Raw genomic sequence first — 23,015 nt, forward strand, 5'->3', positions numbered from 1 at the left:
GGAGAAGCGGTTTAAACCATTAAGCATTTTTTTCGCGTTTCTTGTATTTCTGGAACAAATCGCCGATCATGTCGTAGTCGATGGCAATATTATTTTCATAGGCATACTTCACACCGTAGCCGAGTGCAAGCGTCATAGCAGATGCAACAGTTCCGCCAATAACGGAACCCGCACCCGGAATGAATTTCAGCGCTTGCCGATAAATTGTATGTCCGATTGTTTGAGTGGCGGTGATGACAATCATGTCTTTTGCCGCTTTTTTCGTCAATGGCTTATCATAGAGCTTCGATAACTTGATGATCATCCCTACTTGTAAGGAGGTCAACGGAATGACATCGGATCCTGGAATCGGAGAAGCACCAATTACGCCTGCCGAAACGCCTGAACCGATAATCCAGCGGTTCGCTGCGGCTGATTTTTCTTTCATGCTTTTGGCGAAGAGCAGGTCTTTACCCTTCTTTTCGAGCAAAAAAAGAATTTCCTTCTTCAAGGTTTCCAAGTTTTCTCCGGTCTTTGAAGAAATCGGAATGACTTTATATTTATTGTTCGTATGGTTTTTAACAAATTGGACGATTGACGGAATGTTCTCCGCCGCATCAATTTTGTTCAAAACAATTAGTATGTCTTTGTTATGCTTTTCGATGCCCATAAATTTTTCTTTCTCGCTGTCCGAGAAAACCGTGCCTGCCGCGTTTAAAAAGAACAGTACAACATCGGATTTTTGGACAAACTCAAGCGTTTTCTTCGGATTTTCATCGTTCGGATCATTAAGTCCAGGGGTATCCATGAACTTGATATTCTCCAGTCCGCGAATATTATAAGGATCGACGCTCACCGTTTCGCCTGGCATCGGATTCGTGCTCGCGATATCTTCACCGATTATTTTATTGACCGTAGAAGATTTTCCGGCGTTGACTTCCCCAATCAGCGAAATGAGCAATTCCTGATCCAATAAGTCATTCACTTTTTTCATTTCATTTTCAAACATTTGGTCCATCATGCGGTTTACTTCTTCTTCAAATTCTCTGACCACTGTCCAGTCCCCCTTTTCCCATGTTTACTCCATATTATAAACAATTCACTCTTTGCCGCCTACTCATTTACTTTTCGATATACGGGTTCAATAAACTGTCGCTGTATTTCAAGATTTCCAAGGCATTTTTCTTATGTTTTTTGGTGGCGCTGTTTTTCGCACGTTCGTCCATCGTCTTCATATCGTACATTATATCAGGAAGCCTTGCTCCGGCCGCTTTATACAATTGCTCAGACTGAATAAATGATCCGCCGGGCATATAATAGCGCATCCCTAAAAGGTTTTTCTTATATTCGAAAAGGTTATGGCCGATCAGCGGGGTATCAGCATCAACTCCAAGCAGCGCTAAAATCGTTGGCATAATATCCACTTGGCCGCCTAAACGTGTCATTTGATGCCCTTCAAATAAATTGCCTCCAGCCATTACGAGGGGAATCGTAAAACGGTCTTTCATCGTATAAGGATGGCCGATAAATTCTTCAAGCAGCAATTCATCTTCTTCTGTTACAGGAGACCCGTGCAGCCCTGAATGGTCACCAAATACAACAATCAGCGATTCGTCATAAAGTCCGGATTTCTTTAAATCGCTGATAAAATTGCCAATCTGTTCATCAGCATAGCGAATCGATTGTAAATAATTCCCTGTATACGTATCGATATAAGCATCGGGTAAATCCAAATAGTTCATCTCTTCAGGCAATACGAACGGTGTGTGGCTCGTCAAAGTGACGATATTCGAATAGAATCGCTCATTCTTTTTTAATTGCCCGGGCAATTTTTCTAATACAAAATCAAATAGCACTTCGTCCGAAGGGCCGTATCCTACTTCTTCCGTATCGGGAATTTCTTCGCTTGAATACACTTCTTCGTATCCGAGCACCGGATAGAGAACATTCCGATTCCAGAAGCCCAGATCGTCCGCGTGGTAAGTTGCTGAGCCATACCCCTCATCTCTCAGTATTCTGGAAAGCGACACGGCCTCTTTTCCATTTAAGCTATTAACGGTCGGAACCATGCCCTCTGCGTAAAGCCCCGTATTCGCAATCCATTCGGCGTCAGATGTAGTCCCCGCTCCGATTTGCTGAAAAACATTCGAGAAATAAGCGCTTTCGGTGATCAATCCGTTTAAATTCGGCGTGATTTCCTGTCCATCCAAAGTTCGGCCGATCGTGAAATTTTGCAAAGATTCCACTTGAATCATGAACAGATGCCGGCCTTCTGCTAACCCAAACGTTTCGTGAGCGTTGACTGGGACGTATTCATTCCCTTTCAGCTCTTCTAATTCTTTTGCGCTCAACTCGGTAGAAGAAGCATGAGCTGTCTCATTTGCCCGTTGGTACATTTGAACGAGCTGGGATTGGATATAGCCGTTTTCTTTTGCGAAAAAAGAAACGTCGATAATGGGCTGCTTAAATGCATATGCTGTGCTGATCAGGCATATTGCTGCAATCCCGATAGTTGAATATTTCATCAGCGCATCTCTTTTTGGCGCTTCCCACCGTTTCGCCAGCATGAAGACGATCACTAAATCAAGGAAGAATAAAAAGTCGTAAGGATTGGCTAATAAGGCAATGGTATGCCCGACAGAAGCCGATTGAGTGGTCTGCTGCAGATCATAATAGGATGGAATCGTAGAATAATAGCGAATGTAAAGAGTCACCGCAAAAAAGATGGCGGAAACAATAAAATTATAAATTCCAACAGCCAACCAAACCCGTTTTTTCACAATCAAAAGCAAAAGGGCTAATGCAAATGCCCACATTGGAAATTCCACGAAAATGATGTGGACAACAGAGCGTGTGTCAAAAATCAGTACACGAAAAGCGATTACTTTCAGCAATAGCAAAGCAAATATCAAGATATAGGAAAAATTACGGGGTTTCGTCATTCAAATCACCTCCTTTTACTTAACGAATGAATGCCTTAAATGTTTCATTTTAATTATTCAACTCCATATGCGCTTGATGCTGCCTGCTTCCCTATTAACTTCATAGACATCCGGGTTAGATAGTTGCTGCCATTCTTTGTACCCATAGCTTTCATCCATATTTTTTAACAATAAGCCGATTAAATTTCCATGAGAAACAAGAATGGCACGATCTGGCGCATTCGCCATCACTTCCAGCCCTCTTGCCATGGCTTCGTTTCCAGATTCTCCGCCCATGAGCTTCAGATCCAAATTGCCAAATGATTCTTCCAGACGTTCCATCCAGTCGGGTAAATTCTCAGTGCTGAGCACCCTCTCTGAAAGCCGGCTGTCAATTTCAATTTGAATCCCCAGGGTGTCAGCAGTCGGTTCAATCGATTGAATGGCCCGCGTGAAAGGGCTCGAAATGATATGCGAAACCTTCTTTCCCTTAAAAAAACCGGCCAATTCTCGTGCTTGCTCTTCACCTTCTCCTGTTAACGAGGCTTCAGGCGCCTGCCCTGTCGCCTGGCAATGCCTAACTAGATATATCACTTTTCCCATTTCCCACACCCCTAATTCCCTTTTTTAACATTGTCTTTATCCTCATTATAGGTCTTAATGAAAAATCCGTCTGTTTGGGACCATTCGGCATATAAAATATCCTTCACAGTGGGGTAGCCAAGCTTCTGCAATTCATCGTACAGCCACTCGGGTGTTTTTCCAACAAACCTTAAAATCTCTTCATTTATCTTTCCCTCATCGACAAATAAAAAATTCAATGCTTCGTCTTTCACTTTCAACTCCATCATAGCAGGAGTCACTTCCCCAAACTCTGGATACTTCCTCAAACTAACGGTGCCTCCAGGTTCCAGGTATAAATCCCTCACTTCCCGCAGAGAAAAGACGCCTTGTTGGCGGAGCATGACGCGCAATTGCTCCATCTCCAAATGATTCTTATTCAGTTCTTGGATATTGAATTCTCCATCTCGGATTAATATAGAGGATTCTCCTTTTAACAAAATGCGAATCCGATCGTACTTCTGAGACAGTTTTTCGATGACAAAAAGCATGGCCCCCATACCGCTACTGCAAACCAAACATGCAAACCTGAAACTTTATCATCGTAGATGCTTTCTTCTAAAATACCGCCCAATACAATCGAATAGATAAAATCAAAAGGCGTCAGCTGGGACATTTCCTTTTTGCCCAGCAACCGAGTAACTACCAATAAAGCGATCAATCCAAAAAATAACTTTGAGCCAATATCGACATAAGCCATTGTCCAGACCTCCATTCAATAGTCTCTTACCATCCCCTTTCCCCTTATTCAGTTTCTTAAGCTATTTCAAATCTTAGATTCTTGACTATAAAAAACTCGGGAGCAAAAGCTCCGGAGCCTATATATTGAACTGAATTTTGCGGAATATCGACAGGGAAAAGTTATTAGTTCAACTTATATAGATGACAATTTTTTCATCAAGTTAGCCATTTCAATCGCGCCTGCAGCCGATTCCCAGCCCTTATTCCCAGCTTTTGTGCCAGCCCGTTCAATCGCCTGTTCAATCGAATCGGTCGTCAAGACGCCGAAGATGACCGGAATTCCTGCGTTGTCACTAACTCTAGAAACCCCTTTCGCTGCTTCACTGCAGACATAGTCAAAATGGGGCGTTGCGCCGCGGATAACCGTTCCGAGCGTGATAATCGCATCGTACTTTCCGCTTTGCGCCATTTTCTTCGCTGCAAGCGGAATTTCGAAAGCACCCGGTACCCAAGCAACCGCTACATCATCTTCATTCACTCCGTGGCGCTTTAGCGCATCTTCTGCGCCGCTCAGCAATTTGCTTGTAATGAACTCGTTAAAGCGCCCCACCACTATTCCGATCCGCAATCCTTCACCATTCAAATAACCTTCGTAATGTACAGCCATTCTATCTGCTCCTTTTAATATCAGCAATCGCTAATGTAAATTTTTTATCGCACTCAGCATTTTTTCAAATGGCCATTTCGCGTTCTTTGCGATATGCAACCAATGATTCAATCGTCAAAATTCCCAGCCCTAAGCGTTCGGCCACTTCCTGTAAATCATCGACACGCGCCATCGTACCATCTGGTTTCAAGATTTCGCATATGACGCCAGCCGGAACAGAACCGGCGAGTTTCGCTAAATCCACTGCCGCTTCAGTATGTCCGGTACGGGTAAGCACCCCGCCGCTTTTGGCAATCAACGGGAATACATGGCCGGGCCGGTTAAAGTCGCGCGCTTGCGCCGATGGATCCGCCAAACTTTTAATCGTATGGGAACGTTCAAAGGCACTGATGCCGGTTGTCGTTTCTTTATGGTCAATGCTGATCGTAAATGCAGTTCCAAACTCATCTGTGTTTTCATCCGTCATCAAGGGCATGTTTAATCGAGCCGCAATTGATTCGTCAATCGGAGCACAGATTAAGCCTCTTCCTTCGGCAGCCATTAAATTGATGATTTCAGGTGTAGCAAATTCAGCCAAGGCAATAAAGTCACCTTCATTCTCACGGTTTTCATCATCAATCACAATCACAGCTTTTCCTGCTTTCAAATCACTCACGGCTTCTTCAACTTTATAGAACAAGACTTCCACCTCCATTAGAATCCATTTTCAGCTAACCAATTACGCGTCATTTTAGGCGCAGTCTGTTGAATTCGCTCTGTATATTTCGCGAGCAAATCGCATTCGATATTTACTTGTGCACCGATTCCTTTATTGCCAAGCACTGAATCTTCCTGGGTCGTCGGAATTAAGGAGATGATAATCGACCGAGCTCCTAATCCGAAAATAGTCAAAGAAGTCCCATCAATTGCAACCGAACCTTTATGCATCATGTATTTCATCAATGTGGGCTCTATCTCAATTTCTTTTGTCCAAGCATTCGCTTCTTTTCTAACAGCTCGAATCTTGCCGACCCCATCAATATGGCCGCTGACGAAATGGCCGCCAAATCGTCCATTTGCCGGCATCGCCCGTTCTAAATTAACGGGTGAACCGCTTGCCAGCTCTTTTAGCGCCGAAGATTTGAAAGTCTCTGGAATGACATCGGCAGTAAATGACTGATGGGCAAAACTTGACACCGTCAGGCAGACTCCGTTGACCGCTATACTGTCGCCCCGCTTCATATCTTCTAAAATCAACGAACAGGAAATCACCAGTTCCAATGATTGGGATTTGGACTGAACGGAAGAGATCTTTCCGACTTCTTCTACAATCCCGGTAAACAAATGCATCACGCTCCTCTTTTAACGCTTGGCCATACGCTGGCCTATTTTTGTGCATACCAAAAAAACACCTGTATTTCTGATATGCTGGGTTCTTTGGTGTCAGAGACACCCTTTCGATGTTGCTAAATTGGATTCTTTCCACCAAGGGGCTGTCGGGTGGCAAGGAAAGGAAAAACAAGAGAGGGTAAAATACACTTTTTAATCGGCACCCTAAAAAGCGTACACCAAATAAGCTTCATTTCTTGGCTGCGAAATGAAAATGTAAGCTATTTATAAAAAAAGTGCATAACAAAATAAGCCTTCAAATTCTTCTCCCATCCAGACTTTCACTGTCGGTGCCGGATTTTCACCAGCTCCACCGCTCTTCAACGACAGCAAACGGGCATGTCCGAAACCGGCGAATGCCGGAGCTGGGCGATGCAAAAACTCAGGCGGGGATGCCTGCAGCTTACATTTGCTTAAAGATCGGGTCACGGACTTACAGTTTCCTGCTCACCGCCGGTAAGGAATTTCACCTTGCCCCGAAGAATTTGATTCGATTATTTGTCGTTATAAGGGTAACATAATTAAAAGAGGAATCCGATTATATTGAAAATTTTTTTGAAAAAAGGGGTGAAAAGAATGACACACGAAATGACTGTAAAAGGATTGGATGTAGACTCGGAAACCCGCTGCCGGCATTACCATTCAGAAGTAGACCGCATTGCGATTAAATTTTATTGCTGCGGAATCTACTACCCTTGCTTTGAATGCCATCAAGCGGTCGGATGCGGCCAACATCAAGTATGGCCTTTGGAGCTTTTTCATGAAAAAGCGATTCTTTGCGGCAGCTGCGGCTACGAATTGAGTATTACGGAGTATTTGGAATGCCGTTCTGAATGCCCGTCTTGTAATTCTTCCTTTAATCCTGGATGCAGTTTGCATAAACATTTATACTTCGCTGCATAAAAAAGGGCTGTCCGGTAAGTCGTTATTCGACTTGTGGACAGCCCTTCTTTTTATCAAGCACTTTCAGTGGCTTGTTCAACTCTTAGACACATAACAATTTGCTCACCTTTTGAACGCATCAATCGCCGGCCGGTATCCTCAAACCCGGCTTTCTCATAAACCCGCTGCGCCGCAAGATTCCGCGCATTCACACCGAGCACAATTTCATCAAATTGCGGATATTCTTTTCTTATAAATTCCGGGAGGGCGTAAATTGAGCCTGTAGCGATTCCCCGGCCTTGGAATTTAGGGTTTACTGAATAGCCGCGAAGCAATAAAGCCCTGGGATTATTGGAGTATTTTTTTCGGTCATCGGATTCATCAAGCTCGAAAAATCCAGCCACTTCATCACGCGCTTTGATGATGATTAAATGCTTTAGCGGATTTTCCACATCCCGTTCAATGATGTCTTGGGGAAGACCGGTAAATTCAAGCTGATCGGATGGCAAGTCATACGTGACAGCCACTTTTGATGAGTAAGGATGAAGCGATACTTCTTTCTTTTTTATCATGACAAACGCCTCCTTGCTGCTCATGGAATTCCATTTTCAATCCGATTATAGCACGCTTTTATTTGATGGAGTTTTCAATAATGTAAAGTTTGGAATTCCGGCAAAATAGGGCAAGCACTAAGCTTTCTCCAAAGTGACCACGATAATTTCCGGCAAATTGAAAATCCGTACCGGGAAACCGCTATTGCCTAGACCGCGGCTTAAAACCAGTCGCGTCGACTGTTCTTCGAAAATCCCTTTTGTCATGGTCGGGAACCATCCTTGACCCGGTGCAAATAAGCCGCCAAGGCCTGGGAAACGGATCTGACCGCCATGCGCATGCCCTGCAAATACTAAGTCAATTTCTTCTTCAACGTAAATACTGAACATTTCCGGACGGTGTGCCAATAAGAGTGTAAACCGCTCATCGATGCCGGCTTCTGCCAATGCACTTCTGGTAAAGTCCTGTTCTGTTTGCTGAACATCGAGCAACGGGTCATTGATGCCGGCAATCTGAACAGATTCGCCTTCCACTTCCCAGTCCATCGATTCGTCCATCAATACATGGACGCCTCTTTGTTCCAGCGCTTCCGTAATTTCATCGATTTTGTTCACTGCCACTTCATGATTTCCAAGAACATAATAGACCTCGCTCATTTCAACCAAGGCATCTACAAGTGTTAAGCTCGTATCCAAATCATAGCGATTGCTGTCGATCAAATCGCCCGTCAGGAAAATGGCATCGGGTTTGGCCGCTTCCACTTTTTCAATTAAAGACGACTGCCCCTCGCCAAAATTGGCGTTATGCAAATCGGAAATTTGAACAATTTTTTTACCGTCAAAAGCTTCTGGCAGCTTGTCCGATTCAATGGTGAATTCTGTCGTTTGGATCCAATTATTATTAACCCAAATAAAGCCCCATAGAAGGAGCAGCACAACTAATAAAGCACCTAATTTTTTCATATTTTAACCTCTATTCACGGTTGGCCGAATGGTTAGGTTCCTTTTCGTACCAGTCATTTTCTCTCTTTTTTCATTCAGGCGCCACGATTTCGAACTTCATTAGGTCCGGCGCTTCTATAAATACGGCATAATAGTCCGGTCCTCCGGCAAATGGATGGCGGTCTTCATATAAAATGCGAAAGCCCATTTTCCTGGCTTTCTCCGTTAATGCATCTACATGGCCTCTTGAATCCGCGTGAAACGCCAAATGATTTAAGCCAGTCGCTTTCCGGTGGTAGCCTCCAGGCAAAAAAGCTTCTTCAGTTTGGACAAATACCACATAGGTCTTACCCATTCGATAACTAAAACCTTCTGGCCATTCCTGATAAAGCTTGTAGCCTAAATCCGGCAAAAAAACTTCATAGAATTCCCGTGCTTTTGTCAAATCGGATACATTGATTTCTACGTGATGAAGCATATTTTTTCGCCCCTTTTTTTCATCATAACAGATAGCAGCAGCGGATTTCGAATTTGAAATGGCCAGCTGCAGATTCCAGTCTTTATCGGCTTCCAGATCAGATGCAAAAAACCGCAGCTATTTGCTGCGGCGTATGCCGTCAAACTTTTGCAGTTGAAGCTTTCTTTTTCGCCATCCCAGTTCCGAAGAAGAGTAAGGCAAGAATAAAAGCAAAAGCAATGCCAAGTGTCCACCAGTAATCGCTCAGATCCGGTTCCCCGTTCAGCCATTGCACTGCATAAACCGGGATTTTCATCGGCGAAAATGTCCAGTAAGCTCCGACCAGGCTGTCTACGATTTGCATGAAAAAAACAAGAGCTAAGGAAACGGCTGCCGCGAGTCCGGCATTAGGCATGGCAGCACTTGCTGCGAGCACTATCGTCACAACCACTAAAATCCAGATGCTATAAGTTCCTGCAAATTGCAAGAAAGGAATGATTTCCACTTGGTTAAATAGGAGGAAAGTATAGTAATATGCAGCCAATAACCCAAGCCAAACGCTGACAATTCCAGTGATGCTTGCCATAAGCCATTTACTCAAGAAATAATCCCGGAAAGATAGCGGCCTTACATAAAGCAAAGTAGCTGTCCCGCTCCTTCTTTCGCCCGCTATCGTCCCCATGTAGGCCAAGATCAATATAGCCATCCCGATCAGCTGATACTGACCAATGACAGCCTGCAGAATTTCCTCAGGCTTCGGAACCGGCAATTCGATGACTGCACCATCTGGCAAATTGCCGAGTGAATCCAGTAATTGCGGCAAAAAATAATTTGTGACAGGCTCGAGAATCCCAAAAAGGATGAAAACAATCGGTATCCAGAAAATCTTATAATTGCGGAGGTTTTCTCGCCATTCTTTATGAAATAAAATACCGAATTGATTCATCTGCCGCCCGCCACCTTTATGAAAATTTCTTCCAGTGAAACCGTCTTCTGCTCCACCCCGACTACGCCTTCTGCGTTTTCAGCGAGCTTTGCCAACACTGTCTTCATCGCCGTCCCGCCATCTCCCCTAGTAGCCAGCTCTAAGGTCGAGCCATTCAAGCTCGCCGGCAATGAAACGAACCCGGCAAATGCTGAAGCTTGGTCGGCCGTTTGGAAACGGATTCGAATGCACGGTTCCGCGTACCGCTCTTTCACTTCCGCTAAAGACCCTTGCTCAACTAATTTTCCTTGCTGCATAAAAAGCAGTTGATCGGTCATTTGTTCCGCATCGTTCAAAATGTGGGTGGAGTAAAGAATCGTTGTATCGGGCTGCAAAGATTTCAACAAATCCATAACTTCCCGGCGGCCAGTCGGGTCTAGAGCAGATACCGGCTCATCCAGCAATAATAGCTTCGGTTCATGCACAATCGCCTGCGCCAGGCCAAGCCGCTGTTTCATCCCACCAGAAAATGTGCCGGTCTTTTTGTTTTGAACCGACCCCAAACCGACGAATTCCAATGTTTTTTTCGATTGCGCTAAAGCCTTTTTCGAATCCACTCCACTTAGCTTCGCAGCCATTTCCATGAATTCAAGCGCCGTCATCCAAGGGAAGAAATGCGGATGCTGCGGCAAGAAGCCAACACCCGATTCCCGATTCCATTTGATCGACCCGCTTGTTTCCCGAAGCAGCCCGGCCAGCATAGACAAAGCCGTGGTTTTCCCGGCACCGTTCGGGCCGATCAATGCCGTTGCTGTCCCTTCCTCCAAAGCAAAAGAAAGATTGCTTACTGCAAGCTGTTCCCCGTATCTTTTAGTCAAATTCTGCACTTCTAAAATCGTCAATAGTTCCGCCTCCCGATCACTAAGTACAAAATGGGCCCGATAATATTCACAACAACGATGAGAACAGCCCACATCCATTTCGGACCGTTTGGATTCGGATTTTTAATCAAGTCGATTAATGTGAAGATCATTAATCCGATTTGAATAAGCAATATAGGCAAAAGCAATAATACAATAGTCGATTGATCCATAAGCCGCCTTCCTTTCTCTATCATCAATATTCATTTATTAAATTAAAAAAGCAATGAGCAAAATAGCAGCTAATGGTACAAACAGAATCATCCAGCTTTTCGGATTTCCTAAATTGACTGTCCAGCCGATGCCGAACCGCTTTTCCACCATGATTGATGGGTCTTCCTTATTGACGTAGAAGATGCCTGCTTTCCAGTATCGATCGCTGTCTGCATCTATAATATCCGGATCGCTTGCCCCGGCCGCAGGACTTGCAGAGAGCCTGGCTACTTTTATCGTGTAAAAAGCAGTTACGGCTAAAACAAGAATTGTGAATCCGATGGTCATCGCCATCACCCAGAGCGAACTGCCAAGTTCCGGATAGATAAGGGATAGCTGCAGGCTTCCGAGTAAAAGCGTCACGGCCACAGAAGTGACAAATAGGAGCCAGCTTCCGTATTTCCGGGAGGCCAACTCCCTTTTGCGGGATTGAACCTTTTGAGTGGCCCGGATTTTTGAGCCGCTTGTTTTTCTTGCTTGGTTGATGAAATAAAAGAGCCCTTGCATAATGAGCAGGATCAAAAGCATCGAAATACTGGAGAAAATGGTTTTATCGGAAAAACGATCCGCTTTGCCATCCGCTCCCCAATGGACCGGTATCTGTTCAGGCAATTGGCTGTAGACCGTTAAAGTCAAAGCGATTAATCCGATTGTGATAAGCATAGGCAGCAAAAAAGCGATGCCCGACACCATTTCCAGATCGTTGCGGAACTGAAGGTCCACAATGACTTTCTCTTTTTTTCCAAGTACCCATCCTTGTTCCTGTTTTTCTTTCTTCACTTTCAAATGATTTTTGAAATAAAGAGCCATGCTGAATGTCAAGAGGCCTAACTGCAGCCCAACTCCCCATATGACTGCCTGCCCTTCTTGAACATTTAAGAAATTCACCGCTAATGCATAAAAAACAGCAGCTAGCAGCCCGCCTGCCAGAACCAAGCCGCTATAATTCTTTTTTAACCGGCTGAGAACTTTTTGCTGATGATAAGGCTCCGGAACATAAATGCCAAAAACCTCCGTAGCCCTCACCAAATAAGGCATAAACGCTTGAATCCCAGTAAGCAATACCAGAATGGAAATCATCAAAACTATTGTCATTTAGACCCCTCCCTTATTTCCCTTACCATCTTCTCTATCATCGCAGCCAACTCTTCCCGGCTTATTTGAAGGCATAGAGCTTCCGCTAAAATTGGCCGCAATTCTTCCTCCATGCGAATTTTCTCTTCGGCAGTAGCTGAGCGCACTGCGTCTTTGTGAATGAAAACACCCTTCTTCGGAATAATTTCAATCATTTTTTTCTCTTCCAAATAATGATATGCCTTATTTACCGTATGCATGTTCATGCTTAAGTCCGCTGCAAAAGCCCGTACTGAAGGCAGCGGTGTTTCAGGGGCCAATTCTTCTCTCGCGATGCCTTCCATGATTTGTTGGGCCAATTGAAGATAAATGGGTATAGCCGAGTCCGGCTCAATTTCAATAAACATTTTTCCACCTCTTTGTTCTATTTTCATTAGAACAGTTGTTATACAAATAATAGAACAGATTTCAAAATAAATCAATCTAAAAAGGCTATGAATTTTCATTCACAGCCAAATTCTTTCCGTTCTTAAATTTTTATATGGGAAACAAAATCCAATCGTTGCAATGCTTTTATGACTTCCATTTCTTTTTTAAGCTGCCCTTCGCCAATAATGATGATATAGCTTGAAACTTTTCTGTCGCTATAAGCTTCGATGGACTCAATTTGAAAATCGAGAATCGGAATCCCGCTGCCTTCAAACAAATCACTGATTTCCTTGAAGGTGTCTTCCCGATCTTCAGCAATGATTAATATCTCTTTTTGGCGGTGAAATGAAAAATACTTTTTTTCCAATTTCTCCAGAACATACAACGTGATCAATACGATAACTGTTGCTAAAAGAGCGACATAGTACATGCCGATGCCTATGACAAGCCCTAATCCAGCCGCAACCCAAATAGATGCAGCAGTGGTCAATCCTCTAACCGATCCCCGCTGGACAATGATGGTCCCTGCTCCTAAAAATCCGATTCCGCTGATTACATAGGAAGGAATCCTCGAGGGATCATAGCGGATCACCCCGTCATCATTTTGGATAAATACATCAAAACCCGTTACGGACAAAATCATCATTAAACAGGATCCGGTTCCAACGAGCAGGTGGGTGCGCAGCCCAGCTGCCTGTTGTTTGGACTCCCGTTCCACACCAATCATTCCACTCAGTAAAGCCGCCAGCAGCAGCCGCCCTGCAATTACTGCGTAATCATGGGGTAGAAAGTCCATCTTCCTCCTCCTCGGCTTCTCATTCTAACTCCTTTCCTTTTGTTTACCCGCAAAATCCAAATAACATCGCGTGCCCAATAATAAATAAGCGAGAAAAAAGATTGTCCCAAAAGTAATTTTGGGACAATCTTTTTTCCTCACCATTTCATTGCCATCAATTTATTGATCAGGATTTCCTGGTATTCTGGAGCAATGTTCCACTTCGTGATTTCTGATTTAAGATTTTGGCGATTTCCGAAGCCTTTGACAAAGCCGTTCAGCCGGGCTGCAAATGTGGAATCGGCTAGCAGTCCAACATCTGGATACAACGGCGCTAATTGCTCCATCGCTTTCGGATAACGCTTTAAATAATATTTCTGATGCCGTTCTTCGGCCAATGTAAAATTAGTGAAAGCCGCAATATCGGTTTCAATTTCTTCGCCTATCTCCTGCTCCATTTCCCGTTTTACTTTCTCAACCATTCGTTCTTGCTCAGGGCTCCGAAAGCGAATCAAAGAAATATACTGCCGTCCTTTGTATTGATCGCGGTTCGGATAATGGTTGTTCCAGAAGTGCAGAAGTATTTCTTCATACGAAAGAATCGCTGGATCAAAATCAACTTCCACCGTTTCTGTGTGATCGCCCATTTTCCGGTAGCTTGGATTTAAAGAAGTTCCGCCGGAAAATCCCACACGTGTTCGGATGACCCCAGGAAGACTTCCAAAACGGGATTCTGGCCCCCAAAAGCATCCCATTCCAAATGTAGCGGTTTCGATAGTTTCTGCCGTTGCCGTCAATCCTTGTTCAATGATTCGAATTGTCAATTCTTCGGCCATTGCTCTACCTCCTCAATTGCTTTCATTAGAACATATTGATGCTCAATTGAAAAGTTTGGATGTATTTCACAAAAAAAAATTAATAATTACAGTATTATCTGATAATTTAATGATAAAATGGAATAAATTTAAAGAAATTTTAGGAGGAAAATATGAAAATCCAACAAAAATTCATGGCCGGAATTGTCGCTTTTGCTGTTTTCTTGAGCGGGTCCGCATTTACGGCTCCATCCGCTGATGCAGCTTCCCCATACTCTTCACTTCAAAGTTCTGCTGCTTCCGTCTTGAAAGACACTCGCTTAAAGGGTGTTACCCATAGCGTCACGGTTCAGAATGCAGCAACAGGTGAAGTCGTATATGAAAAAAATCCGAATCAATTGGTCACACCAGCTTCCACTTTAAAAACCTTGACGGCCGCTGCCGCCTTGGAAACACTCGGTGAAAATCACCGCTTCACTACACAAGTTTTGACAAATGGCTCTGTTTCAAAAGGAACTTTATACGGCAGTCTCTATCTTCGCGGACAAGGGGATCCGACTCTTTTGAAAAAAGATTTTGATGCCTTTGCTTCTACACTTTCCAAACGCGGAGTCAAACGTTTATCCGGCCATGTAATCGGCGATGACACCTGGTATGACGCCGTCCGCTTGTCTCCCGGAATTTCAAAAGAAGATGAATCCTATTATTACGCTGCCCAAATCTCCGCGTTGAGCTTATCGCCAAATACCGATTATGATACCGGATCGGTCATTGTGCACGCGAAAGCATCAAGCCAAGGAAAACCGGCAAAAATCACTTTAACTCCTGCAACAAACGTCGTTCAGATCATCAATAAATCCAAAACGGTTGCCAAGGGATCCCGCAACACCTTAAAAATTGTGCGCCAACATGGGACAAAAAAAGTGGTTATTACCGGGAATGCCCCCATCGGCAATGACGGGACAAAAGAATGGATAGCTGTTTCAAATCCAACCGCTTATGCATTGGATGTCTTCAAAAAATCACTTTCAGAAAAAGGGATCCGTTTTGTTGCCACCTCTAAAACGGTATCAGGCAAGACTCCATCGAATGCACGTGTTTTATTGACCAAAAATTCAATGCCCCTAAAACAATTGATGGTGCCATTTTTAAAACTCAGCAATAACACCCATGCCGAAGTATTGGCGAAAGAGATGGGCAAGAAAGTTTATGGAGATGGCAGTTGGGATTCAGGCCTGAAGGTAATGCGTGAATACGGGGCTTCCATCGGCTTGGATACAAGCAAATGGAAATTTGAAGATGCTTCCGGTATGTCCCATGCCAATAAAACCACTTCAAAAGAATTAAGTAAATTGCTGATCCATGTCCGTTCTGAACCTTGGTATGATAGCTACCTAAAAGGCCTTCCAGTCGCAGGAGCGAAAGAACGATTTGTCGGCGGCACATTGCGCCAGCGTTTGACGACAGGCGCAGCGAAAGGCAATGTTATTGCCAAAACCGGAAGTTTAAATAATGTCAGCGCCCTTTCTGGCTACGTCAAAACAAAAGACGGCGAATGGCTGACTTATTCCATCCTGACCCAGAATACCAAATCCAGCACAGTGCCGGTCATTGACCGCCTAGCCTCAACCATCGCCAATTCGAAAAAAACCAAGTAGCCGATTAGGCAATTCCGCTGCTTTTTATTAAAATAAGGATATAAAGTACAGGTTGCTAGCTGTTTTTCATGATCGAACTCCACTTTCGGAAAGTGAGTGAGCGCTATGGAAGAAGGCCGTAAAGAAAAGATTCAATCTTATTTCCGCGAATTGGACAGAAGTTTCTTTATGGATATCCATAAAGAAGCAGCCCACCTGGATGAGGCGGTTCCCATTGGGTATGAGCAGACAATCTCCCAGCCTTCCCTTGTGTTGGAAATGACGCTGGCATTAGATCTCCAAAAGGATTCTGTGGTTCTTGAAATCGGCACCGGTTCCGGATTCCAAACGGCATTGCTCGCTGAGTTTTCAAAAACGGTTTACACCGTAGAAAGAATCGAAGAATTACACACGCGAGCAAAAGAACGCCTCCAAACAGCCGGTTTCCAAAATATCCATTTCAAATTGGATGACGGCAGTGCAGGATGGAAAGAAAAGGCGCCTTTTGACCGGATCATGGTGACTGCTGCTGCCTCCGAAATGCCGCAAGAGTTAGTCGACCAATTAAAGCCGGGCGGGAAAATGCTGATTCCGATCGGCAGCGCCTTGGTTCAGAAATTGAAACTCGCAGAAAAAAATGAACAAGAAAAATTGACGACCACTACTTTAAATTATGTTCGATTTGTCCCGCTGAAGGGAAAATACGAATAACGAAAGGCTATGGCCGCAGCTTCTAGAAACTGCGGCCATAGCCTTTTTTATTTTTCTCCGATTTCCTTCAACAATTGTCGAGGACGTGCAGCGTTGTACCATTTCCAGCAAAAAAGGCCAATCAAAAAGGCATCGACGAGATCTCCTCCGTAGTACATCAACTTCCCTGCCGATTGTGCGTCAGCAAGCGTTATACCATCAGGCGGAAACGCGTAAATCATTTTCGACAAAATGCCATGCGCAGCCAGTGAAAGAATCAGCAAAATTGCGCGCGCGAGATAACTGACACGATGCGGAGACGGATCTATGCAAAGAATTGCCGCCGTGAACAGGTAGCCTGCCATAAAAAGATGAAGATGAATTAATCCGTTTAACAAAGGAGCGGTATCCATCAAGCTGTATAGCCCGCTCCGGTATAAAACGAACATGCCGCCTGTATTCAATATCCCTGCTGTAACGGGATGGGATATGAATACCGGCAATGGACTCTTCAGGAAATGCGATACTTTTCTTGCTGCCGCAACTGGAAGCGTGCGCAAGAGCAGGGTCATGGGAGCGGCCAGTACGGCGAGTAAAGGAGCCGCCATCCCAAGTATTAAGTGAATCCACATATGGTCTGTAAAAGCATGTGACCGCCCAGCAATTCCGAATCCTCCGACGGAAAAGGCAATCATCAATAGAGCAAAAATCCATAAAATGGTACGATATATCGGCCATTTCCGGTAAGAGCGATTCGACAAGAGAGCTGCGTGGACATAAGCTGCGATCAATGCCAGACAAAGTACGACGACCAAGAACTGGATGACGGAGCCATCCGCTAGATGTTGCGCCATCTCATTCTTCCTCTTTCGGCTTCTTCACTGCTTTGCGGGTCTGCAGCAATAGAAAAGCCCCTATTCCAAGCACACTTGCTCCAGCAATATTCCACACCAGATCATATGGGAAAATATCGACATTATAGCGAATCTGGTGAAGTCTTAAAAGCTTATGCTGCACCAATCCATCATATAATTGAAATGCCGCTAACCCAAACAGCATAGCTCCGATCCACCTTTTCCCCCAAAACGCATTTCTTCGCCGAAGATCCGCGAATAAAAAGAGAGAACTGATTGTCGCAAACCAGCCAAAAGCATGAAACAATCCATCCGACAGTAAACCGACTGCCAAGGTGGACTGATCATAGAAATGATGCCATTGCAGCAGAAGGTGAAAACCCACTTCATCGATAAAAGCTGCTAATCCAACACCGAATAACAACCCAGACCAAAAATTGCGTGCTTTGAAAACCACTCGATTCTTCTTATTGGCATATGCGATAGAGTTCAGGCTGTTGGCAGGCATAGCATCCTCCTTATGACCAGAGTAGTGAAAAAAATCTATTTTTCATGGAGTTATTTTTGATGACTTATACCCGATGCCCATTCAAACAAAACGTCGGTTCCCACACGCCTATCCTAAGTTGTTTTCTTGATTACTAGGATTCCATCAGCAAAATTATGTATCCTTCATCTTCTTTAAAATTCCAATCAAGATAGATTTCTTCAATTTCCCTTCGAAGCAGCTCTTCTAATGCGCTCTGCTTCAGCAATTTCTTTTCGAGCCGCCTTTTCGCCTGTTTCAATTGCTCTATATAACCGTCTTCGATTAATTCAGTCTCGATTTTCATGAAAATTCCGGAACGCTTTATTAAGATTGTCCGGTTATTCAACCAGCTGATGTTAATGGAATCCGGAACCTTCTGGGCAATCTCACTGGAAACCATCACTTCCCGGTAAACGGCTGATTCATCTACTTTAGCCGGCCAAGGCAACGCAGGCTGTTTCGTTTTTTCTTTTAAGATGACAAAGATGAGTCCAGTCTGATCATCCACATTCCAATCGGTATAAATTTCAGATACCGAAAACTGCCCAATCTTATACAAATGCAGTTTAATTTCTGGCTTCAAGTCTTTCATCAATAAATTCCGGATTTCCAAAACACGCTTTATTTCCTGCTGTTTTAAAAGTATTTTCTCTGTTTGCGATAAAAAGCCACGGAGATGAATTGTGATGTAGCGATCAGCCACTGTGACATAAACAGAAAGCGGGCCTTTGCCAAAATAATTGCGCAGCAAAGTAGAAATGTAGCTCCCGATTTCTTTTTGAATCATTTTTTCTGTAGACATGGTATATGCTCCTTTTTCCCCGAAAAGTCGTTAACATGGTTTTTTATGAGATGGAAACAAAGGAGAAAAAATGCAAAGCCGTTAATGCCCCATGCTTTCCGACAACAAAAAACTAAAACCTACAAGTTTCTTTTCTTCAGCTGTTCTACACCCTTTAAAGTTTGCATTTATCTCCGCGCATTCTCTTCCATTATTTATTTGCATATATTCAATGAAACCATGCTTTTTTCCATCTCTTTTTTAAGACAAACCGAAAAAAAGCCGAAAAGAATCATAAAGATTCTTTTCGGCTTTGCTAACAGCTCTATTGTCTGCAACATCGTACCAAAATATAGTAATGGATATGAATTTAAAGTTGGAATTGTAAACTGAATGCAAGTGATAGGTGGGCATATCAGAAACTCTATTGTTTTCTGAGTAAGTTCAGTTTACATCACTTTTCCTTTAAGGTAAAGGAAACTGGGTACTTACTGTTGCCTCACTTCGAATCCTTCCAACTGGATTCGTTTAACAATCTGGTCCTCGCCGATTTGTGCGTCGTCGTAGGTAATTTTCACTTCGCCTTCTTCTGTATCGACGAGGGCCCGTTCGATTTCCTCCATATCCATCAGCATCTTTTCAAGGGCTTGAATGGGATTTTCTGCTGTTGCCTCTTTTACATAAATGGTCATAGTCGCCATCTTCCATCATCCTTTCGAGTAAATCATTTCTTATGTTTACCCGAATTCCTGATTTCGAAAAACCCCTTAAAATTCCATTTTAATTTTTCCCTCTTCAAGCACTAATTTAGCACTGAACTTCTTGCCGTTTTTTGAAACAAAGCCTTTGATGACAGGCGTTTTTCCTTTTGTGCATAAATACTCGATCTGTTTGGCCGTTAACCGTTTCTTCGCGAAAATGGCAGGAAATGATTGTTTGCAGCCATTCTCATATTCCGTACAGTTAAAGGATCCTCTTTGAAAAACAATTTTGCCTTTTTTGCATCTCGGGCAGACCGCAATTTCATCTTTGCCTTCCAAAGACGGCATTTTTTCCGGCAAGCCGTTGGTTTTCATTTGGTTCGGCACTTCATCCAGCAATTTCTGGATAAACTTCGCGATAGTTGCCAAAAACACCTCGGCAGAGCCCTCCCCTTTGCCAATTTTCTTCAAATATGTTTCCCATTTCGCAGTCATCGAGGGACTGGAAAGCAAATTGCCTTCAATTGATTGGCACAGGATGCGCCCTTTATTGGTAATGGAGACAATATTCTTTTTCACTTCAATGTATTCATGCCGCTTGATAGTCTCGATGATGCCGCTTCGCGTAGCTTCTGTTCCAAGACCTTCGATTTCTTTCAGGATTTCGGTGTCTTCAGCATCTTCCACTAGTTTCCCGCATGTTTTCATCATGGCGATCAACTGGCCTTCTGTATAAGGTTTGGGCGGAATTGTCATGCCTTCTTTAATTTCCACTTTCGCTTTTACCGGTTCCTGTTCCCGAAGTTCCGGCAAAGACGGCTCCGCTTTCGCTTCTTTCACTGGTGGAAACAATTCTTTCCAGCCCTGCTCCAAATCGGTTTTTCCCGTCGTAAAGAAATCGAGGCCTTTGACATCGGTCGTGACTTTGGTTTCTGCATAGCGGTAATCACGATGGAACATCGCAAGCGATGTCCGCAGCACTTCTTCGTATAAATTGCGCTCGTCTTTGGCGAGTCCTTCCACTTTCCGGGCAGTCGGAATCGACTTTGTCGGGATGATGGCATAGTGTTCCTGTACTTTTGCACTATCGACAAAGCGTTTTTTGGGCGACCGCGAAGCTACAGGAAATTCCGCACCGATCAGTTTTTGGTAGGCTTCCACTTGATTGGCCAAATAACTGAACTCGGCTGGGGTGATGTGCTGGGCATCTGTCCGCGGATAGCTGACCAGTTTTTTTTCATACAAGCCTTGCATAACTGACAAGACTTTAGCCGGACTGTATTTCCATTTCCGGTTTGCAGCTGCCTGCAAGGTGGACAACGAATGGAGCAGCGGCGGCTGAATCCGTTTTTCTGTCGTTTTCAGCTGTTTTACTAAACCGTCTTCCAAGCCGGTGATTTGATGCTTCATCAGCAGCGCTTCCGCTTCTTGCCGTTCTTTTGCTTTGATTTTTGCCTTGCCTTTGTATTTTCCTTTTTCCGCTTTGAAAACGCCTTCGATTTCATAGAAAGGCTCTGGCACAAAAGCTTCAATTTCTTTTTCCGCTGATAAATGAGGAAGACTGTCGGCGTTTGGACCCGGCCGATTGCAAACACTTCACGGATTCCTTTTTCCTGGAGCAGCAGCGAATACAAACGGGAACCGTTCATGCCGACCAGCCAGTCGCTGATTTGCCGGGCTTTCGCTTCCTGATACAGCAAAAGATCCTGCCGGTTGTCCCGAAGCTGCTGGAATCCTTTCCGCACTTCATCGACTTCCAGGGAATTGATCCACAAGCGCCGGATGGTTTTCCCTTTAGCGCCGGTATGGTAATAAATACTGTAGAAGATATTAGAGCCTTCCCGGTCCACATCGCAGGCGTTGATGACGGTATCGGTCTGCTGGATCAGCTTTTTAATCACACCGAATTGCTGGGCTTTGCCTCGTGCTATTTGAAATTGATAGCGCTCAGGTAAAATAGGCAAAGCAGCAAGAGACCATCTATTCCATTTCGGATCATAGGCTTTGGGTTCTTTTAATTCCACCAAGTGGCCAATTCCCCAAGTGATGTAAGCTCCTTCCGGAAAAATCGGATCGGGTGCCACTTCCATATAGCCATCGCGTTTTGTCGTCTTAAACGCTTCAGCGTATGCTTTTGCCTGACTCGGCTTTTCGGCTACGATAACGGGTTTCATCTAGTTCGTCCTTTCACTTCGTTGTTCTTTCTCTTTATTGTACTCCTTCAAGTAAATAAACAAAGCAAAAGCTGGTGCTCGACCTATTGTTTTTTTGAAAAAAGCTGTACAATATAAAAAAGCTTGAAGGAGTGGATGCGTTTGGAAAATAAGTCCGCATTACTTGCCGGAGCCAGCGGTCTGGTGGGACATGAGTTATTGCATTTTCTGCTTGAAAGCTCTAATTATGAATCCGTGAAAATTTTAGTTCGAAAATATATAGACGTTCAGCACCCGAAACTTGAGCAAGTCCTGGTCGATTTCAATCGGCTTGGAAATTACGAAGAACATTTGAATGTAAACGATGTCTACTGCTGTCTAGGGACTACCATCAAAAAAGCCGGCTCGCAGGAAGCCTTTCGAAAAGTGGACTATGAATATCCTTTGAAATTGGCGGAACTCGCAAAACAGCATAGCGTGAATAATTTCCTTGTCGTTTCCGCACTTGGTGCAAATGCAGCTTCTAACGTATTTTACAGCCGCACAAAAGGCCAATTAGAAAGGGATTTGAAGAAATTGCAGCTGCCGGCGCTCCATATATTCCAGCCATCGCTGCTGCTTGGCGACCGCAAGGAATTCCGCCTTGGAGAAAAGCTTGCCAGCATCTTAAGTCCCATTTATAGTCCATTCATGCTGGGCAAACTGAAAAGATATAAGCCAGTCAGAGCCCGCAGAGTAGCCTATGCCATGTATGTTATCGGCCAAACCGATTTGGCCGGCCCTTTCACTTATCCTTCTGACCAGATCCATGAAATCAGAAACCAAAGCCTGGAAAAATAGAAAAGCGGAAGTGCCCGTTTAGCCCCGATAAGCGCTGGAGTCTGGACATCGAAAAGCGCAAGTCTATTTTCATACTTCATTCTCTATCAACAAAAGCCGACGGAAAGCATCGCTTCCCGTCGGCTTTTGCCTTTTCATTGAGTTGCCAAAACAATCGTAGGCTGCAATTCGATTTCTACATTGCCTTTGATCGCCCGGCTGATCATGCAAGACGACTCTGCTTTTTCGGCGAGCTTTTTAGCTAATGATACATCTTTTTCTGAAGCGTCCTGTTTCAATACGACATGGGGACGATGAATGATGCGTTCATACGTGAATACACCATTCGTCACATCGACAATCCCTTCCGCTTCCATCGTCAATGATTCTTTTTCCAGTTTGCTGCGCTCCATCATTGCCGCCAAAGTGATGATGTAGCAAGTTGCAGCTGCACCGAGGAGCATTTCATCCGGATTCGTCCCGATTCCAGGGCCGTCCATCTCAGGCGGAATCGAGATTTTCGTCTTTAGATTGCCTGCTTCAATTTCTCCAGAATCATTCCGTAATCCTGGCCAATTCGCTGTTAAATGAAAACGATGCTTTGCCATTCCCATCTCTCCTTTGCTTAAAT

27 protein-coding genes, 2 pseudogenes and 1 riboswitch are annotated in these 23,015 nt (G+C 44.1%); of the genes and pseudogenes, 4 read left to right on the forward strand and 25 right to left on the reverse strand.

All coding sequences use genetic code 11. The features are described from left to right. Nucleotides 1–19: 19 nt before the first annotated feature. The 8 genes and pseudogenes from L0M13_RS15235 to ribE (L0M13_RS15270) all read right to left on the reverse strand — a co-directional run bounded on the left by L0M13_RS15235 (nucleotide 20) and on the right by ribE (L0M13_RS15270) (nucleotide 6,192). The gene (locus L0M13_RS15235; protein WP_199876580.1) at nucleotides 20–1,033 is read right to left on the reverse strand and encodes a GTPase; all 1,014 of its coding nucleotides are present in this window, start codon (nucleotides 1,031–1,033) and stop codon (nucleotides 20–22) included. A 67-nt stretch (nucleotides 1,034–1,100) separates the two neighbouring features. Then, the gene (locus L0M13_RS15240; protein WP_235197292.1) at nucleotides 1,101–2,921 is read right to left on the reverse strand and encodes an LTA synthase family protein; all 1,821 of its coding nucleotides are present in this window, start codon (nucleotides 2,919–2,921) and stop codon (nucleotides 1,101–1,103) included. 57 nt (nucleotides 2,922–2,978) lie between these two features. Continuing rightward, the gene (locus L0M13_RS15245) at nucleotides 2,979–3,503 is read right to left on the reverse strand and encodes a histidine phosphatase family protein (protein WP_235197293.1); all 525 of its coding nucleotides are present in this window, start codon (nucleotides 3,501–3,503) and stop codon (nucleotides 2,979–2,981) included. 11 nt (nucleotides 3,504–3,514) lie between these two features. After that, nucleotides 3,515–4,012, reverse strand: a complete 498-nt coding sequence (locus tag L0M13_RS15250) for a DUF421 domain-containing protein (protein ID WP_235197294.1) — start codon at nucleotides 4,010–4,012, stop codon at nucleotides 3,515–3,517. Then, complete coding sequence (locus tag L0M13_RS15255; RefSeq protein ID WP_235197295.1) at nucleotides 3,955–4,221, reverse strand: DUF421 domain-containing protein; 267 nt, start codon at nucleotides 4,219–4,221, stop codon at nucleotides 3,955–3,957. The genes L0M13_RS15250 and L0M13_RS15255 overlap by 58 nt, the downstream gene beginning before the upstream one ends. Before the next feature lie 174 nt (nucleotides 4,222–4,395). After that, complete coding sequence (ribE, locus tag L0M13_RS15260) at nucleotides 4,396–4,869, reverse strand: 6,7-dimethyl-8-ribityllumazine synthase (RefSeq protein ID WP_235197296.1); 474 nt, start codon at nucleotides 4,867–4,869, stop codon at nucleotides 4,396–4,398. Nucleotides 4,870–4,936: 67 nt separating this feature from the next. After that, nucleotides 4,937–5,548, reverse strand: a pseudogene (gene ribB, locus L0M13_RS15265) (3,4-dihydroxy-2-butanone-4-phosphate synthase); the annotation flags it as partial. Nucleotides 5,549–5,562: 14 nt separating this feature from the next. Further along, nucleotides 5,563–6,192 (reverse strand): riboflavin synthase, encoded by a 630-nt coding sequence (gene ribE, locus L0M13_RS15270; protein ID WP_235199333.1) that lies wholly within the window; start codon nucleotides 6,190–6,192, stop codon nucleotides 5,563–5,565. Between the two features lie 302 nt (nucleotides 6,193–6,494). Then, nucleotides 6,495–6,725, reverse strand: a riboswitch (FMN riboswitch). Between the two features lie 88 nt (nucleotides 6,726–6,813). On the opposite strand from ribE (L0M13_RS15270), the gene L0M13_RS15275 reads away from it, so the two are divergent. After that, nucleotides 6,814–7,140 carry a CHY zinc finger protein gene (locus L0M13_RS15275; protein WP_235197297.1) on the forward strand — a complete coding sequence of 109 codons (327 nt, stop codon included), beginning with the start codon at nucleotides 6,814–6,816 and terminating at the stop codon, nucleotides 7,138–7,140. Between the two features lie 53 nt (nucleotides 7,141–7,193). Here L0M13_RS15275 and L0M13_RS15280 read toward each other — a convergent pair whose 3' ends face one another. The 10 genes from L0M13_RS15280 to msrA form a co-directional block, all read right to left on the reverse strand. After that, entirely contained in the window at nucleotides 7,194–7,691 is a 498-nt protein-coding gene (locus L0M13_RS15280) for a GNAT family N-acetyltransferase (protein ID WP_235197298.1), read from the reverse strand. A gap of 117 nt (nucleotides 7,692–7,808) precedes the next feature. Then, nucleotides 7,809–8,633 carry a metallophosphoesterase gene (locus tag L0M13_RS15285; RefSeq protein ID WP_235197299.1) on the reverse strand — a complete coding sequence of 275 codons (825 nt, stop codon included), beginning with the start codon at nucleotides 8,631–8,633 and terminating at the stop codon, nucleotides 7,809–7,811. 70 nt (nucleotides 8,634–8,703) lie between these two features. Next, nucleotides 8,704–9,090, reverse strand: coding sequence for a VOC family protein (locus tag L0M13_RS15290; RefSeq protein WP_235197300.1), 387 nt, complete (start codon nucleotides 9,088–9,090; stop codon nucleotides 8,704–8,706). A 139-nt stretch (nucleotides 9,091–9,229) separates the two neighbouring features. Continuing rightward, nucleotides 9,230–10,015 carry an ABC transporter permease gene (locus L0M13_RS15295; protein ID WP_235197301.1) on the reverse strand — a complete coding sequence of 262 codons (786 nt, stop codon included), beginning with the start codon at nucleotides 10,013–10,015 and terminating at the stop codon, nucleotides 9,230–9,232. Further along, entirely contained in the window at nucleotides 10,012–10,896 is an 885-nt protein-coding gene (locus tag L0M13_RS15300) for an ABC transporter ATP-binding protein (RefSeq protein WP_235197302.1), read from the reverse strand. The genes L0M13_RS15295 and L0M13_RS15300 overlap by 4 nt, the downstream gene beginning before the upstream one ends. Beyond that, a complete protein-coding gene (locus tag L0M13_RS15305) occupies nucleotides 10,893–11,087 on the reverse strand; it encodes a PLD nuclease N-terminal domain-containing protein (protein ID WP_235197303.1) in 195 nt (64 codons plus the stop codon). Before L0M13_RS15305 ends, L0M13_RS15300 begins: the two co-directional genes overlap by 4 nt. Before the next feature lie 37 nt (nucleotides 11,088–11,124). Continuing rightward, complete coding sequence (locus tag L0M13_RS15310) at nucleotides 11,125–12,222, reverse strand: DUF1648 domain-containing protein (RefSeq protein WP_235197304.1); 1,098 nt, start codon at nucleotides 12,220–12,222, stop codon at nucleotides 11,125–11,127. Beyond that, nucleotides 12,219–12,608, reverse strand: a complete 390-nt coding sequence (locus tag L0M13_RS15315; RefSeq protein ID WP_235197305.1) for a GntR family transcriptional regulator — start codon at nucleotides 12,606–12,608, stop codon at nucleotides 12,219–12,221. The genes L0M13_RS15310 and L0M13_RS15315 overlap by 4 nt, the downstream gene beginning before the upstream one ends. Before the next feature lie 122 nt (nucleotides 12,609–12,730). Then, complete coding sequence (locus L0M13_RS15320; RefSeq protein ID WP_235197306.1) at nucleotides 12,731–13,426, reverse strand: MgtC/SapB family protein; 696 nt, start codon at nucleotides 13,424–13,426, stop codon at nucleotides 12,731–12,733. 137 nt (nucleotides 13,427–13,563) lie between these two features. Then, nucleotides 13,564–14,241: a peptide-methionine (S)-S-oxide reductase MsrA gene (gene msrA, locus L0M13_RS15325; protein WP_235197307.1), complete on the reverse strand. Its 678-nt coding sequence runs from the start codon at nucleotides 14,239–14,241 to the stop codon at nucleotides 13,564–13,566. A gap of 152 nt (nucleotides 14,242–14,393) precedes the next feature. Between msrA and dacB the strand changes: the two genes are divergently transcribed. Together dacB and L0M13_RS15335 are read left to right on the forward strand one after the other, a co-directional pair. Next, nucleotides 14,394–15,878: a D-alanyl-D-alanine carboxypeptidase/D-alanyl-D-alanine endopeptidase gene (gene dacB, locus L0M13_RS15330; RefSeq protein ID WP_235197308.1), complete on the forward strand. Its 1,485-nt coding sequence runs from the start codon at nucleotides 14,394–14,396 to the stop codon at nucleotides 15,876–15,878. Nucleotides 15,879–15,983: 105 nt separating this feature from the next. Continuing rightward, nucleotides 15,984–16,568, forward strand: coding sequence for a protein-L-isoaspartate(D-aspartate) O-methyltransferase (locus L0M13_RS15335; RefSeq protein WP_235197309.1), 585 nt, complete (start codon nucleotides 15,984–15,986; stop codon nucleotides 16,566–16,568). A 47-nt stretch (nucleotides 16,569–16,615) separates the two neighbouring features. On the opposite strand, the gene L0M13_RS15340 is transcribed toward L0M13_RS15335, so the two are convergent. The 6 genes and pseudogenes from L0M13_RS15340 to L0M13_RS18775 all read right to left on the reverse strand — a co-directional run. After that, nucleotides 16,616–17,401, reverse strand: a complete 786-nt coding sequence (locus L0M13_RS15340; RefSeq protein ID WP_235197310.1) for a cytochrome c oxidase assembly protein — start codon at nucleotides 17,399–17,401, stop codon at nucleotides 16,616–16,618. 1 nt (nucleotide 17,402) lies between these two features. Then, nucleotides 17,403–17,909, reverse strand: a complete 507-nt coding sequence (locus tag L0M13_RS15345) for a DUF2243 domain-containing protein (RefSeq protein ID WP_235197311.1) — start codon at nucleotides 17,907–17,909, stop codon at nucleotides 17,403–17,405. Between the two features lie 133 nt (nucleotides 17,910–18,042). Continuing rightward, nucleotides 18,043–18,732 (reverse strand): Na-translocating system protein MpsC family protein, encoded by a 690-nt coding sequence (locus tag L0M13_RS15350; protein ID WP_235197312.1) that lies wholly within the window; start codon nucleotides 18,730–18,732, stop codon nucleotides 18,043–18,045. A gap of 467 nt (nucleotides 18,733–19,199) precedes the next feature. Then, nucleotides 19,200–19,412, reverse strand: coding sequence for a heavy-metal-associated domain-containing protein (locus tag L0M13_RS15355; protein ID WP_235197313.1), 213 nt, complete (start codon nucleotides 19,410–19,412; stop codon nucleotides 19,200–19,202). Between the two features lie 66 nt (nucleotides 19,413–19,478). Further along, on the reverse strand, nucleotides 19,479–19,907 hold the full coding sequence (locus tag L0M13_RS18770; RefSeq protein ID WP_397443546.1) for a topoisomerase C-terminal repeat-containing protein: 429 nt from the start codon (nucleotides 19,905–19,907) through the stop codon (nucleotides 19,479–19,481). Beyond that, nucleotides 19,899–21,586, reverse strand: a pseudogene (locus L0M13_RS18775) (DNA topoisomerase); the annotation flags it as partial. The pseudogene L0M13_RS18775 and the gene L0M13_RS18770, both read right to left, overlap by 9 nt. Nucleotides 21,587–21,721: 135 nt before the next feature. On the opposite strand from L0M13_RS18775, the gene L0M13_RS15370 reads away from it, so the two are divergent. After that, a complete protein-coding gene (locus L0M13_RS15370) occupies nucleotides 21,722–22,405 on the forward strand; it encodes an oxidoreductase (RefSeq protein ID WP_235197316.1) in 684 nt (227 codons plus the stop codon). A 134-nt stretch (nucleotides 22,406–22,539) separates the two neighbouring features. Here the strand turns inward: L0M13_RS15370 and L0M13_RS15375 are convergent, their stop codons facing one another. Then, nucleotides 22,540–22,992, reverse strand: coding sequence for an OsmC family protein (locus L0M13_RS15375; protein WP_235197317.1), 453 nt, complete (start codon nucleotides 22,990–22,992; stop codon nucleotides 22,540–22,542). Nucleotides 22,993–23,015: the final 23 nt, after the last annotated feature.

This window comes from Planococcus sp. 107-1, assembly GCF_021513255.1.
GTDB lineage: Bacteria > Bacillota > Bacilli > Bacillales_A > Planococcaceae > Planococcus.

What these genes read in the sequence shown, in the direction of transcription:
- L0M13_RS15245 (WP_235197293.1), bottom strand. Translation starts at nt 3,503, where the DNA reads ATGGGAAAAGTGATATATCTAGTTAGGCATTGCCAGGCGACAGGGCAG.
- L0M13_RS15340 (WP_235197310.1), bottom strand. Translation starts at nt 17,401, where the DNA reads ATGGCGCAACATCTAGCGGATGGCTCCGTCATCCAGTTCTTGGTCGTC.
- msrA (WP_235197307.1), bottom strand. Translation starts at nt 14,241, where the DNA reads ATGGCCGAAGAATTGACAATTCGAATCATTGAACAAGGATTGACGGCA.
- L0M13_RS15295 (WP_235197301.1), bottom strand. Translation starts at nt 10,015, where the DNA reads ATGAATCAATTCGGTATTTTATTTCATAAAGAATGGCGAGAAAACCTC.
- dacB (WP_235197308.1), top strand. Translation starts at nt 14,394, where the DNA reads ATGAAAATCCAACAAAAATTCATGGCCGGAATTGTCGCTTTTGCTGTT.
- L0M13_RS15375 (WP_235197317.1), bottom strand. Translation starts at nt 22,992, where the DNA reads ATGGCAAAGCATCGTTTTCATTTAACAGCGAATTGGCCAGGATTACGG.
- L0M13_RS15320 (WP_235197306.1), bottom strand. Translation starts at nt 13,426, where the DNA reads ATGGACTTTCTACCCCATGATTACGCAGTAATTGCAGGGCGGCTGCTG.
- L0M13_RS15275 (WP_235197297.1), top strand. Translation starts at nt 6,814, where the DNA reads ATGACACACGAAATGACTGTAAAAGGATTGGATGTAGACTCGGAAACC.
- L0M13_RS15240 (WP_235197292.1), bottom strand. Translation starts at nt 2,921, where the DNA reads ATGACGAAACCCCGTAATTTTTCCTATATCTTGATATTTGCTTTGCTA.
- L0M13_RS15370 (WP_235197316.1), top strand. Translation starts at nt 21,722, where the DNA reads ATGCGTTTGGAAAATAAGTCCGCATTACTTGCCGGAGCCAGCGGTCTG.
- L0M13_RS15350 (WP_235197312.1), bottom strand. Translation starts at nt 18,732, where the DNA reads ATGTCTACAGAAAAAATGATTCAAAAAGAAATCGGGAGCTACATTTCT.
- L0M13_RS15285 (WP_235197299.1), bottom strand. Translation starts at nt 8,633, where the DNA reads ATGAAAAAATTAGGTGCTTTATTAGTTGTGCTGCTCCTTCTATGGGGC.
- L0M13_RS15310 (WP_235197304.1), bottom strand. Translation starts at nt 12,222, where the DNA reads ATGACAATAGTTTTGATGATTTCCATTCTGGTATTGCTTACTGGGATT.
- L0M13_RS15345 (WP_235197311.1), bottom strand. Translation starts at nt 17,909, where the DNA reads ATGCCTGCCAACAGCCTGAACTCTATCGCATATGCCAATAAGAAGAAT.
- ribE (WP_235197296.1), bottom strand. Translation starts at nt 4,869, where the DNA reads ATGGCTGTACATTACGAAGGTTATTTGAATGGTGAAGGATTGCGGATC.
- L0M13_RS15290 (WP_235197300.1), bottom strand. Translation starts at nt 9,090, where the DNA reads ATGCTTCATCACGTAGAAATCAATGTATCCGATTTGACAAAAGCACGG.
- L0M13_RS15280 (WP_235197298.1), bottom strand. Translation starts at nt 7,691, where the DNA reads ATGATAAAAAAGAAAGAAGTATCGCTTCATCCTTACTCATCAAAAGTG.
- L0M13_RS15355 (WP_235197313.1), bottom strand. Translation starts at nt 19,412, where the DNA reads ATGGCGACTATGACCATTTATGTAAAAGAGGCAACAGCAGAAAATCCC.
- L0M13_RS15335 (WP_235197309.1), top strand. Translation starts at nt 15,984, where the DNA reads ATGGAAGAAGGCCGTAAAGAAAAGATTCAATCTTATTTCCGCGAATTG.
- L0M13_RS18770 (WP_397443546.1), bottom strand. Translation starts at nt 19,907, where the DNA reads ATGACTGCGAAATGGGAAACATATTTGAAGAAAATTGGCAAAGGGGAG.
- L0M13_RS15315 (WP_235197305.1), bottom strand. Translation starts at nt 12,608, where the DNA reads ATGTTTATTGAAATTGAGCCGGACTCGGCTATACCCATTTATCTTCAA.
- L0M13_RS15305 (WP_235197303.1), bottom strand. Translation starts at nt 11,087, where the DNA reads ATGGATCAATCGACTATTGTATTATTGCTTTTGCCTATATTGCTTATT.
- L0M13_RS15250 (WP_235197294.1), bottom strand. Translation starts at nt 4,012, where the DNA reads ATGCTTTTTGTCATCGAAAAACTGTCTCAGAAGTACGATCGGATTCGC.
- L0M13_RS15255 (WP_235197295.1), bottom strand. Translation starts at nt 4,221, where the DNA reads ATGGCTTATGTCGATATTGGCTCAAAGTTATTTTTTGGATTGATCGCT.